The sequence below is a fragment of the Agromyces luteolus genome, from assembly GCF_009729855.1.
GTDB classification, from domain to species: domain Bacteria; phylum Actinomycetota; class Actinomycetes; order Actinomycetales; family Microbacteriaceae; genus Agromyces; species Agromyces luteolus.
Genome location: NZ_WODA01000017.1, coordinates 47,208 through 58,964, shown reverse-complemented (window position 1 = coordinate 58,964; position 11,757 = coordinate 47,208). Strand labels below are relative to the sequence as shown.

Sequence of the window (11,757 nt, the reverse complement as noted above, 5' to 3'; positions counted from 1 at the left end):
GAGGGCTCCCTCGCCCTCGCTCGCCTTCGAGCCTGTCCCGTCAACTTTCGTCGACGAGTGTCCTTAAGTCAACGAAAGACGCAGTGCGGCGCAACACAAGTCGCGCAGTGAAGGCGAGAAGTGAGACGAACCGTTCGCCGACCCCTGCCGGCGGCTCCGGGTGCAGCCTCGATGCGCGCCGGCCCGACCCGCGGCCGACCGGTGCTACGCCGGGTCGTCGGCGACGCGCAGCACGAGCTTGCCGCGCACGTGACCGCCGCCGAGGCGCGTGTGCGCGGTCTCGCCCTGCTCGAGCGGGAACACCTCGTCGACGTGCACCCGGATCGCGCCGTCGTCGACGAGGCGCGAGATGACCGACAGCGTGCGCGCGTCGGGCGAGACGACGAAGCCGGTCGAGCGGATGCCGCGTGCCGCCGCCTCCTCGGCCATGGTCGGCCACGACTTCGTGGGCACGTTCACGACGAGCCCGCCTCGGCGGATCACGTCGAGCGAGCGCGTGCCGGTGTCGTCGATCACGTTGCCGATGAGGTCGATGACGACGTCCTGTTCGCCGGCGACCTCCTCGAATCGCTCCGAGGTGTGGTCGATGACGTGCTGCGCGCCGAGCGACCGCAGGAAGTCGGCATTCCGCGGCGACCCCGTCGCGGTGACCTGCGCGCCGAAGTACGCGGCGAGCTGCACCGCGAAGTGCCCGACGCCGCCCGCGCCGGCGTGGATCAGCATGCGCTGGCCGTCGTGCGCGCGGGCGACGTCGACGACCGCGCCCCACGCGGTGAGCGCCGCGCACGGGATCCCGGCCGCCTCGACGAAGCCCGTGCCGATCGGCATGGGCGCGACCGACATCGACGGGATGGCGACCACCTCGGCGTACGTGCCCGTCATGCGCGGCACGCGGCCCATGCCGTAGACGCGATCGCCGACCTTGAGCGGGTGCGCCGCGTAGGGGACCTCCTCGACGACGCCCGCGAAGTCGAGCCCCAGGATCGCGGGGTACGACGAGATCGCGGCCGAGACGCCGCGACCGAGCTTGGTCTTCCGGTCGATCGGGTTCACGCCCGCGGCGATCACCCGGACGAGCACCTCGTCCTGCACCCGGATCGGGGCGGGCACGTCCGCCATCCGGAACGTCGCACCCTCACCCGTCTCGTCGACCACCAGTGCCCGCATCGTTCCCCCGTCCGCTCGCCGCCCGTCCGACCATTCTGCGGCACATTAGGCTGCGGAAGACCGGCTGATTCGAGGGGGATGGATGCGCGCGCTGTTCGGAGTGCTCCGGGTCGTCGCGGCCGCGGCGGTGATCGTCGCGATCGTCGGCCAGTTCGTCGTCAGCTGGTCGATGGTCGAGGACCGCGCGGCGTTCGTCGTCAACTTCTTCAGCTTCTTCACGATCCTCTCCAACGCGCTCACGGCGCTCGTGATGCTCGTCGGCGCGTGGCTCGCCATCGCCAGGCCGGCCGACCCGCCGTGGTTCGACCTCGTCCGCGCGTGCGCGACGACCTACATGGCGACGACCTTCGTGGTCTACAACCTGCTGCTCCGCGAGATCTCGCTCGACCAGGCGACGACCGTGCCGTGGTCGAACGAGATCCTGCACGTGTGGGCGCCGCTCTACGTCGTGGCCGACTGGGTGCTCGCGCCCGGCCGCCACCGGATCCCCTGGCAGCGGCTCTGGACGATCGCGCTCTTCCCGCTCGCCTGGGCGGTCTACTCGCTCGTGCGCGGCGGGCTCATCGGCTGGTATCCCTACCCGTTCCTGAACCCGGCGCAGCCGGCGGGCTACGGCGGCGTCGCGGTCTACGTCATCGCGATCGCGGCCTTCATCCTGCTGGTCGGCGCGGGCGTGCTCGCCCTGAGCCGCACGCCGTGGCCGCACGCGGCCCCGATGCCGGCCGGCGCCGAGTCCGTGCGGGAGCACGAAGCTCAGGCGAGCGGCCCCGGGCGGTAGAAGGAGCGGTCCGGGGCGCCGCCGACGCGAGCGGGCTCGGCGGAGCCGGGCTGCGGCCGGATCGCCTCGAGCAGCATGCCGGCGAGGCGCACGAGCTGCGCGATCTGGTCCTCGTCTCGGTCGACCCACCGGCACTCAGGGTCGCCGACCGGCACGAAGCCGTCGTGCTGCTCCCACACCACGAGCGTGCGCTCGGCGCCGAGCACGTACTGCTGCCACCACACCTGGCGGAGGTAGCCGCGGGGGATGCCGCGCCACGGCTTCGACGTCGTCTTGATCTCGCACAGCTCGAGCGTGCCGTCGCCCCGCACCGTGAGCCCGTCGGGCGTCGCGAGGTGGCGGCGGTCGGACTCGGCGTGGAAGAGCAGGCTCGAGGGCGCGATGCCGTGCTCCGAGCGGACCCACCGGGCGATCACCGGTTCGCGCTCGCGACCGTGGTCGGTGTACCGGCTGCCGCCGAACCCGCGACGGTCGCCGCCGTAGACCTTCTCGCTCGCGGCGGCCCGGACGGATGCCTCCGACGCGAGCTTCGCGGCATCCGTCGCCGTCACGCCCTGCGCGCGAGCCCGCAGCCACGCCACCCGGTCGCCCGAGTCGGCGACGATGCGGGTCTCGTGCGGCAACGGCGACTGGCGGAGCGCCGACGCCACGCGGGGTGCGACCGACTCGAGGTCGAACAGCGCGAAGGGGGTGTCGGTCACCCGACCACGGTACCCCCGGCCACCCCTCGGCGACGTCCGCGGCGGACGCGCGGCGCTACTTCACCGCGCGGAGCGCGCCGCCCGCCGACTGCGCGATCATCGCCTCGATGTTCGCGGGGGAGAGCGAGTGGTGGATGGCGAGCATGCTCGCCCCGAGCACCGCTGCATCCGCGCCCGTCTGGGACAGCGTGATGTGCAGTGACTCGGTCGCGAGCGGCATGGAGCGGCGGTACACGACCTCGCGCACGCCGGCGATCAGGTGCTCGCCCGCCTCGGCCATCGACCCGCCGAGCACGATGACCGACGGGTTCATCAGGCTGAGGCAGGTCGTGAGCACCTCGCCGATGTCGCGCCCGGCCTGCCGGACCGCCTGGATCGCGTTGACGTTGCCGTTCTTGACGAGATCGACGACGTCGCGCGAGTTCGTCGCGGGGATGCCGGCCGCGGTGAGGGCGCGGGCGATCGCGCTGCCCGAGGCGAGGGCCTCGAGGCATCCGAAGTTGCCGCAGTTGCAGGCGATCTCGGCGCCGCGCGAGACGTAGACGTGCCCGATGTCGCCCGCCGTGCCCTGCGCGCCGCGCTGGAGGAACCCGCCGGAGATGACGCCCGCGCCGATGCCGGTCGCGATCTTCACGAAGAGCAGGTGATCGGTGTCGGGCCAGGCCCGCTCGCGCTCGCCGAGGGCCATGATGTTGACGTCGTTGTCGACGAGCACGGGCACGTCGATCTCCTGGCGGATCCACCCGGCGATGTCGAAGCGGTCCCACCCGGGCATGATCGGCGGGTTGATCGGTCGCCCGGTGCTGAACTCCACCGGGCCCGGGACGCCGACGCCGATCGCGAGCAGGTCCCCGGTGCGGCGTCCCGTGTGCTCGATGAGCTCGCGGGTCGTCGCGATCACCGCGTCGAGGACGACCCGCGGCCCCTCGGCGACCGCGATGACGGTGTTCGTCTCCTCGATGATGCGGCCGGTGATGTCGGCGAGCGCGACGCGGATGTGCGAGGCGCCGATGTCGACGCCCACGACGAACCGCTCGCTCGCCGTGATCGCGAAGAGCGACGAGGGCCGCCCCCCGGTCGAGGCGGCCTCGCCGACCGGGCCCACGAGCCCCAGGTCGGTGAGGGCGTCGATGCGCATCGCGACCGTGGTGCGCGCGAGCCCGGTGATCGAGGCGAGCTCGCTCCGGGTCCGCGGTTGACCGTCGCGGAGGATCTGGAAGAGATCGCTCATCGCGGTCGACCCCAGCGCGTTCACGTGGGGCCGCGCGTCGGCGTTCGCACTTACGTCAACCATCCGTCGATTCTCCCATACCTTCCGACATAACTCGCATGCGCATGCATCCTCCGGAATACACCCCGTCGGCGCCGCCGCGCACGAGCTAATGCGACTTCGAACCCTGCCCGGCGAACCGCTGCTGCAGGAGCACCGCGATCACGATGATCACGCCCTTCGCGACCGCCTGCACGGAGGTCGAGAGGTTGTTCTGCGTGAACACGTTGGTGAGCGTCGCGAAGATCAGGACGCCGAACACGGTGCCCGTGATCGTGCCGCGGCCGCCGACGAGGAGCGTGCCGCCGACCACGACCGCGGCGATCGCGTCGAGCTCGTACAGCGTGCCGTGCGTCGACGTGCCCGCCGTGGTGCGGCCGAGGATCATGACCGCCGCGATGCCCGCGGTGAGACCGGCGAGCGCGTAGAGGTACATGGTGTGCCGGCGCACCGCGAGGCCCGCGAGACGCGCCGCCTCGCGGTTGCCGCCGATGGCGACCGTGCGGCGGCCGAACGTCGTGCGGTTGAGCAGGATCCACCCCGCCACCGCGACGATCACGAAGATCCAGATCAGCATGTCGATGCCGAGCAGGTCCATGTTCATGAACTCGATGAACTCGGGGATCCGCACCACCTGGGTCGTGCGGTTCGCGAGGATCTCGGCGAGCCCTCGGGCGGCGACGAGCATCGCGAGCGTGGCCATGAATGCGACCACCTTGCCGTAGGCGATGACGAAGCCGTTGAGGAAGCCCGCGGCGAGGCCGACCGCGAGGGCCGTGAAGACCATCACGAGCCAGGTCGAGTTGTCGGCGGCCGCCTGGATGGCGGACAGCGTCGCGACCACCGATGCGAGGCCCATCACCGAGCCGACGGACAGGTCGATGCCGCCGCCGATGATGACGAACGTCATGCCGACCGAGATCACGCCGATGATCGAGGCGAGCCGGATGATCACGAGGATGTTGTCGATGTTCGTGAATCGGTCGCCCGCGGTGATCGCGCCGACGACGAAGAGCGCGGCGAGGGCGAGGATCAGGCCGAGGTTGCGGCCGACGGACCCGCTGAGGAGGCCCTTCGCGGTGAACCGGCGACGCGGCTGGGGCTGCGGTGCCTCGGAGCCGGCCTCGGCCGGGGCGATGGTCTGGGACTGGGACTCGCTCACGCGGCGGTTCCTTTCATGACGAGGTCGAGCACCTGGTGCTCGTCGATCTGGTCTGACTTGACGGTGGTGAGGATGCGGCCGTCCCCGACGACGAGGACGGTGTCGGCGAGGCCCAGCACCTCCTCGATCTCGCTGGACACGACGACGACGGCGTCGCCGTTCGCCGCGAGCTCGCGGATGAGGGCGTAGATCTCGGCGCGGGCGCCGACGTCCACGCCGCGGGTCGGCTCGTCGAGGAGGAGCACCGACGTGCGGTTCACGAGCCAGCGCGCCAGCAGGATCTTCTGCTGGTTGCCGCCCGAGAGCGTGCGGGCCGGCCGGTCGGGGTCCGCCGGGCGGAGCTCCAGGGCGTCGATCTGCTCGGTGGCGATGCGGCGCTCGCGCCGCTCGTCGACGAACCCGCCCCGGGCGAACTTCGCGAACGAGGAGAGCGTGACGTTCCTGAAGATCGGCTCGTCGAGCAGCAGGCCCTGGCTCTTGCGCTCCTCCGGGGAGAGCCCGACGCCCGCGCGGACCGCGTCGCGGACCGAACCGCGCCGGAGCGATCGGCCGTTCGCCCGGACCGTGCCGGAGGTTGCGCGTCGCGCCCCGTAGATGGTCTCGAGGATCTCCGATCGGCCCGAGCCGACGAGGCCGGCGAGACCGACGACCTCGCCCGCCCGGACCGTGAAGCCGACGTCGTGGAAGACGCCGTCGAGCGACAGGCCCTCCACCTCGAGCGCGAGCGGAGCGTCGTCGGGGACGGGCGTGGCCGGCGGGAAGACGTTCTCGACCTCGCGGCCCGTCATGCGCCGGATGAGCTCGGACGTCGGCGTCTCGGAGACATCGAGGCCGTTCGCGGTGCTCCGGCCGTCCTTCAGGACGGTGATGCGGTCGCCGATCTCGCGGATCTCCTCGAGGCGGTGCGTGATGTACACGACCGCGATGCCCGCCGACGTGAGTTCGCGCACGACCCGGAAGAGGTTCTTCACCTCCTCGCCGTCGAGCACCGCGGAGGGCTCGTCCATGATGATCAGCCGGGTGTCGTGCGACAGCGCGCGCGCCATGCTCACGATCTGCTTGTTGGCGGCGCTCAGCGAGCCGACCTCGCGGGAGGGGGAGAGGTCGCCGTGGCCGAGCCGCTCGAGGAGCCGACGGGTGCGGGTGTTCGCCTCGCCGGTGCGCAGGAAGCCGCCGACCGCCAGCTCATGACCGAGGAAGATGTTCTCGGCGATGGTGAGGCCGTCGACGACGTCGAGCTCCTGGTACATCGTGGCGATGCCGAGCTCGATCGCGTCCTGCGGTGAGTGGAGGCTCACGTGCTCGCCGTTCCACTCGATCGTGCCCGCGTCGGGGAGGTGCGCCCCGGCGAGGGTCTTGATCAGCGTCGACTTGCCCGCGCCGTTCTGGCCGAGGATGCAGTGCACTTCGCCGGCGGCGATCTCGAGGTCGACGTTCTTCAGCGCCTGGACGCCTGAGAAGCTCTTCGAGATCCCGGTCATGCGGAGTAATGCCGGAAGATGGTCGTCTTTGATCACTCGAAAATCATAACCGGTTCCCGCGATGTCGCAAGTGGTTTTCCCGATTCTCATTCGCGCCGCCCCTGCGATGAGCGGTTCCGGGCCTGGGGCGACCCTCGATACTTATAACGCGTCACAAACATAAGTTGCGCAGATCCGGCTATCTTCTGCTACGCTCACGAAACGTCAGCGTGGACTCCGTTGGGTGTGGTGGCATCCGGATGGTTTACGAGGTCCATCTGGCGGTGCTGCGTCACATCCAATGAGAGGACTACACGAATGAGTGTCACCCGCACTTCACGAGCCCGCATGCTGGTCATGGCGGGCGCATCCCTCGCAGTCGCCGGCCTGCTGGCCGGCTGCACCGCGGGCGGTTCCGAGTCGAACATCACCGAGAACCAGAACTCCGCCGAGGAGAACGCCGAGGCCGGCGACACGGTCGTCATCGGCTTCTCGGGTCCCGCGGCCGACCACGGCTGGCTCGGCGCCATCAACTCGGCGGCCATCGCGGCGGCCGAGAGCTACCCCGACGTCGAGCTCCGCGTGGCGGAGGGGACGAACGACGCCAACCTCCAGATCAGCCAGGTCGAGACCTTCGTCAACGACGGCGTCGACGCCATCGTGCTGCTGCCCACCGACGGTGCGGCGCTGACCGAGGCCGCGACCGCGGCGATGGAGGCCGGCATCCCGGTCATCAACGTCGACCGCGAGTTCTCGAGCCCGTTCGCCGCGCGCGCCACGATCCTGGGCGACAACTACGGCATGGGCGTCTCCGCCGGAACGTACATCTGCGAGCGCCTCGAGGGCCAGGACGACGCGGTGATCGCCGAGATCGCGGGCATCGACTCGCTGCCGCTGACCCAGGACCGCTCGGCCGGCTTCGCCGACGCGCTCTCCGACTGCGGCCTCGAGGTGACCAACCGCGTCGCCGCGGACTTCACCATCCAGGGCGGCGAGGCCGTGACCTCGCAGCTGCTGTCGGCCGCGCCGGAGATCGACGCGATCTGGAACCACGACGACGACCAGGGAGTCGGCGTCCTCGCGGCGATCGACGCCGCCGGCCGCGACGAGTTCTTCATGGTCGGCGGAGCGGGCAGCGCGAACGCGATGCGCGCCATCCAGTCGGGCGACTCGGTGCTCGAGGCGACGGTCATCTACCCGTCGACGCAGGCGGCCGACGGCATCGCGCTGGCCCGCCTGATCGCGCAGGGCAAGACGATGAGCGACCTCTACACGCCGAGCGTCGCCAACCGGATCGTCCTCGACGCGCCGGTCGTGACCGCGGACAACGTGGACGAGTACATCCAGTTCGCCTTCGAGTCCTGACACGAACACCACGAGGCTGGGCGCCCGACGGGCGCCCAGCCTCCCCTACCCAGAAAGGCACTCGATCTGCATGCGTGAACGACTCCGCGTCGCGATGGTGGGCAACGGATTCATGGGGGCCGCCCACTCGCAGGGATGGCGCGTCGCCCCGAGGTTCTTCGACCTCACGGCCGAGCCGACGATGGACGTCCTCGTCGGTCGAGATCCGGGTCGCGCCGCCGCATCCGCCGAGAAGTGGGGCTGGCGCGAGTCCGCGTCGGACTGGCGCGAGGTCGTCACGCGCGACGACGTCGACATCGTCGACATCGTGACCCCGGGCGACAGCCACGCGGAGATCGCCATCGCCGCGCTGGAGGCGGGCAAGCACGTGCTGTGCGAGAAGCCGCTCGCCAACTCGTCGCACGAGGCCGAAGCGATGACCCGGGCGGCCGAGGCCGCGGCGGCGCGCGGCATCCGCTCGATGGTCGGGTTCACGTACCGGCGCCTTCCGGCGACCGCCTTCGCGCGGCACCTCATCGCCGAGGGGCGCATCGGCGACGTGCGTCACGTGCGCGCCTCGTACCTGCAGGACTGGCTCGTCGACCCCGCATCGCCCATGACCTGGCGGCTGCAGAAGGACCGTGCCGGATCGGGCGCGCTCGGCGACATCGGCGCGCACGCGGTCGACATGGCCGAGTACCTCACCGGGCTGCAGGTCGCCGAGGTGTCGGGCCTGCTCGAGACGTTCGTGCGGCAGCGGCCGATCGCGGGCTCCTCGTCGGGGGCGATCTCGGGCGGGTCGTCCGCGCCGGCGACCGGCGTCGGCGAGGTGACCGTCGACGACGTCGCGTTCTTCCACGGGCGCTTCGCCTCGGGTGCGCTGGGTTCGTTCGAGGCGTCGCGCATGGCCACCGGCCGCAAGAACGCGCTGCGGGTCGAGGTGTCGGGCTCGCGCGGCGCGATCGCGTTCGACCTCGAGCACCTCAACCGCATCGAGTACTACGACGCGACGGCGCCCGCGGCCGAGCAGGGCTTCACGTCGATCATCGTCACCGAGCCGGAGCACCCGTGGGTCTCGGCGTGGTGGCCGGCTGGTCACCTGCTCGGGTACGAGCACGGCTTCGCGAACCAGGCGAGGGACTTCGTCGAGGCGATCGCCTCGGGGTCCGACCCCAGCCCGTCCTTCGCCGACGGCCTCCACGTGCAGCGCGTGCTCGACGCGGTCGAGCAGAGCTCGGACTCGGCGGGCGCGTGGGTGGGCGTCGAGCAAGGGGCGGGTGCGACCCGCGCGTCGGTGGGCGTCGCCGGCGGTGCCGTGGACTGACCGGGCACGGACGGTCCGGTCGGCCGGGTTCCGCGAACGAAGGGGAGGAGCGGGATGACGTCGATCGGATCCGTGCGGCTCGACGAGCGGGCGGGGGGATCGGCCGGGCCGGCCGGGGGATCGGCCGAGCGGGCCGGGGGATCGGCCGGGGCCGCCGACGACGGGCATGCGGCGGTGGCCGGGCTCGCGGCGCGCGTCGAGGCCGCGGTCGCCCGCACGCCGGGCGCGGTCGCCGCGGAATGGGCCGTCATCGCCGCCGCCTCCGACGACGAGCCCGAGCTCCGGGAGGTCGTCGAGCGGCTCGCCGCGCAGCGCGGGGGCAAGTACCTCCGGTCGCGCCTCGCCGCGGCCGCGTACCTCGGCATGGGCGGCGCCGACGCGCGCGCCTGCGACGCGCTCGCTGCGGCGGTGCAGCTGCTCCACCTCGGGCTCTGCGTCCACGACGACCTCATCGACGGCGACGACCGCCGGCACGGTCGCCGGAACCTCTTCGGCGTCACGCGCGACGCGCTGCGATCGATCGGCACGGTCGCGACCGCCGAGCATCGGGCGGCCTCGGGCGCCCTCCTCGCCGGCGACCTGGCGATCGGGGCGTGCGTCGGGGCCCTCGCCCGCGCTCCCGTCCCGGACGGGATCCGGGTCGAGCTCGTGCTCGAGGTCGTCGCCGCCCTCGAACGGGCGATCTCGGGCGAGCTGATGGACGTGCGCGGGGAGCAGCTCTCACCCGAGGCGGCTCGGCCCGCCCGCACGGCCGAACTGAAGACCTCGGGCTACAGCGTCGTCCTGCCGCTCCGGCTCGGTGCCATCGCGACGGGTCGGGCAGATGCCGCGGCGCTCGACGCGCTCGGCGAGTTCGGCCGGCACCTCGGGGTCGCCTACCAGTTCATGGACGACGAGCTCGCGGTCTTCGGGGACCCGGAGCGGACGGGCAAGTCGACGAGCTCCGACATCCGTTCGGGGAAGCGCACCTTCCTGCTCCAGCTCGCCTACGCGGGTTCGTCGGAGGCGCAGCGCGCGAGCCTGGACCGCGACGTGGGCCGGGCCGACCTCTCCGAGGCGGGCGTCGAGCGGGTCCGCGCGATCATGCGCGACAGCGGCGCGCTCGAACGGCACCGCGCCTGCATCGTCCGGCGCGCGGCCGACGCGGTGTCCGCCCTCGACGGCGCCGGCCTCCCGGCGGAGCTGGACGCGTACCTCCGCGTGCTCGCGCGGAGCGTTCCGGGCCGCGCCGCCTGACTTTCAACCGAGAATGAGCGGGTTATCGCTCCAGTACTGCAACTTCTGATTGACCGAGGATTCAAGCTCGGCTAGCTTCGAGATCGGGCCACGGCGCCCACGCGCAACGGTGCACACGGAATGGAGTTCGACGATGAACCAAGGACGGACCGGGATCTGGTTCGTGGGCGCTCGGGGGAGCGTCGCGACGACCGCGACCGTCGGCCTCGCCGCCCTCGCCGAGGGGCTCGCGGCGCCGGTCGGCCTCACCACCGCCGGCCCGGAGTTCGACGGCGTGGCCCTCCCCGCGTTCGGCGACCTGGTGGTCGGCGGCCACGACGTCGACGACACCCCGCTCGTCGAGCGCGCCCGGCGCCTCGCTTCGGGCGGCATGCTGCCCGCCCGGCTCGTCGAGGCCGTGGCCCCGCGGCTCGACGCGGTCGACGCCGACCTCCGCCTCCTCCCGCGCACGCCGCGCGGCACCCAGCGCGACGAGATCGAGCGTCGCGCCGCCGACATCCGCGACTTCCGCGAACGGCACGGCCTCGCCCGGGTCGTCGTGATCGACGTCGCCTCGACCGAACCGCTCCCCGCCGACCGACCCGAGTTCCACGACCGAGCCGCACTCGAGGCGGTGCTCGACGACCCGGCCTCCGAGCGGCTGCCGTCGAGCACGCTCTCGGCGATCGCGGCCGTCGCCGCGGCCGGTGCGCCCTACGCGTGCTTCACCCCGTCGCTCTCGCTCGGCATCCCGGCGCTGCAGGACCTGGCCGCCGAGTCGGGCGTCCCCGTCGCGGGCCAGGACGGCAAGACCGGCGAGACGCTGCTCCGAACGGTGCTGGCGCCCATGTTCGCGTCCCGCGGCATGCGGGTGCTCTCGTGGGCCGGCGCCAACCTCCTCGGCGGCGGCGACGGTGCGACCCTCGCCGACCCCGGCGCGGTGCAGTCGAAGCTCGTCTCGAAGAACCGCGGCCTGCACGACCTGCTGGGCGACGACGTCGTGACCCCGCTCCACATCGACAACGTGCCCGACCTCGGCGACCTCAAGACCGCGTGGGACCACGTGCACGCTGAGGGCTTCCTCGACACGCGCATCACGCTCCAGACGACGTGGAGCGCCTACGACTCGACGCTCGCCGCGCCGCTCGTCATCGACCTCGCGCGGCTGCTCTCCCTCGCCGACGGTGCGGGCGTCACCGGCCCCGTCGCCGAGCTCGGGTACTTCTTCAAGGACCCGTGGGGCAGCGACGTGCACGCCTTCGCCCGCCAGGCCGACGACCTCGTGTCCTGGGCGCTCCGGACGGCGGTCCGGAGGTCCGCGGCGCAGGTGGCGTGA

At 72.0% G+C, this 11,757-nt stretch carries 10 protein-coding genes; 5 read left to right on the top strand and 5 right to left on the bottom strand.

Annotation, left to right across the window (positions count from 1 at the left end):
* Positions 1-204 precede the first annotated feature (204 nt).
* Positions 205-1,167, bottom strand: a complete 963-nt coding sequence (locus tag GLX25_RS08990; RefSeq protein WP_155842166.1) for an NADP-dependent oxidoreductase — start codon at positions 1,165-1,167, stop codon at positions 205-207.
* Positions 1,168-1,249: 82 nt separating this feature from the next.
* Here GLX25_RS08990 and GLX25_RS08985 point away from each other — a divergent pair, with 82 nt between their 5' ends.
* Positions 1,250-1,945, top strand: coding sequence for a Pr6Pr family membrane protein (locus GLX25_RS08985; RefSeq protein ID WP_166548640.1), 696 nt, complete (start codon positions 1,250-1,252; stop codon positions 1,943-1,945).
* Here GLX25_RS08985 and GLX25_RS08980 read toward each other — a convergent pair.
* The 4 genes from GLX25_RS08980 to GLX25_RS08965 form a co-directional block, all read right to left on the bottom strand.
* Positions 1,921-2,595 (bottom strand): YqaJ viral recombinase family protein, encoded by a 675-nt coding sequence (locus GLX25_RS08980; RefSeq protein WP_271192531.1) that lies wholly within the window; start codon positions 2,593-2,595, stop codon positions 1,921-1,923. The two genes, GLX25_RS08985 and GLX25_RS08980, sit on opposite strands and share 25 nt — an antisense overlap.
* A 106-nt stretch (positions 2,596-2,701) precedes the next feature.
* Entirely contained in the window at positions 2,702-3,940 is a 1,239-nt protein-coding gene (locus GLX25_RS08975; protein WP_155842165.1) for an ROK family transcriptional regulator, read from the bottom strand.
* Positions 3,941-4,025: 85 nt separating this feature from the next.
* Positions 4,026-5,078, bottom strand: a complete 1,053-nt coding sequence (locus tag GLX25_RS08970) for an ABC transporter permease (RefSeq protein WP_166548638.1) — start codon at positions 5,076-5,078, stop codon at positions 4,026-4,028.
* Positions 5,075-6,559, bottom strand: a complete 1,485-nt coding sequence (locus GLX25_RS08965; protein WP_155842164.1) for a sugar ABC transporter ATP-binding protein — start codon at positions 6,557-6,559, stop codon at positions 5,075-5,077. Before GLX25_RS08965 ends, GLX25_RS08970 begins: the two co-directional genes overlap by 4 nt.
* Positions 6,560-6,895: 336 nt before the next feature.
* Here GLX25_RS08965 and GLX25_RS08960 point away from each other — a divergent pair, with 336 nt between their 5' ends.
* The 4 genes from GLX25_RS08960 to GLX25_RS08945 all read left to right on the top strand — a co-directional run bounded on the left by GLX25_RS08960 (position 6,896) and on the right by GLX25_RS08945 (position 11,757).
* Entirely contained in the window at positions 6,896-7,903 is a 1,008-nt protein-coding gene (locus GLX25_RS08960) for a substrate-binding domain-containing protein (protein WP_240898261.1), read from the top strand.
* Between the two features lie 70 nt (positions 7,904-7,973).
* Positions 7,974-9,206 (top strand): Gfo/Idh/MocA family protein, encoded by a 1,233-nt coding sequence (locus tag GLX25_RS08955; RefSeq protein ID WP_240898260.1) that lies wholly within the window; start codon positions 7,974-7,976, stop codon positions 9,204-9,206.
* Between the two features lie 54 nt (positions 9,207-9,260).
* Positions 9,261-10,442, top strand: coding sequence for a polyprenyl synthetase family protein (locus tag GLX25_RS08950; RefSeq protein WP_155842162.1), 1,182 nt, complete (start codon positions 9,261-9,263; stop codon positions 10,440-10,442).
* 133 nt (positions 10,443-10,575) lie between these two features.
* Positions 10,576-11,757 (top strand): inositol-3-phosphate synthase, encoded by a 1,182-nt coding sequence (locus tag GLX25_RS08945; protein WP_155842161.1) that lies wholly within the window; start codon positions 10,576-10,578, stop codon positions 11,755-11,757.

What these genes read in the sequence shown, in the direction of transcription:
- GLX25_RS08965 (WP_155842164.1), bottom strand. Translation starts at nt 6,559, where the DNA reads ATGACCGGGATCTCGAAGAGCTTCTCAGGCGTCCAGGCGCTGAAGAAC.
- GLX25_RS08975 (WP_155842165.1), bottom strand. Translation starts at nt 3,940, where the DNA reads ATGGTTGACGTAAGTGCGAACGCCGACGCGCGGCCCCACGTGAACGCG.
- GLX25_RS08985 (WP_166548640.1), top strand. Translation starts at nt 1,250, where the DNA reads ATGCGCGCGCTGTTCGGAGTGCTCCGGGTCGTCGCGGCCGCGGCGGTG.
- GLX25_RS08945 (WP_155842161.1), top strand. Translation starts at nt 10,576, where the DNA reads ATGAACCAAGGACGGACCGGGATCTGGTTCGTGGGCGCTCGGGGGAGC.
- GLX25_RS08955 (WP_240898260.1), top strand. Translation starts at nt 7,974, where the DNA reads ATGCGTGAACGACTCCGCGTCGCGATGGTGGGCAACGGATTCATGGGG.
- GLX25_RS08990 (WP_155842166.1), bottom strand. Translation starts at nt 1,167, where the DNA reads ATGCGGGCACTGGTGGTCGACGAGACGGGTGAGGGTGCGACGTTCCGG.
- GLX25_RS08960 (WP_240898261.1), top strand. Translation starts at nt 6,896, where the DNA reads ATGGCGGGCGCATCCCTCGCAGTCGCCGGCCTGCTGGCCGGCTGCACC.
- GLX25_RS08950 (WP_155842162.1), top strand. Translation starts at nt 9,261, where the DNA reads ATGACGTCGATCGGATCCGTGCGGCTCGACGAGCGGGCGGGGGGATCG.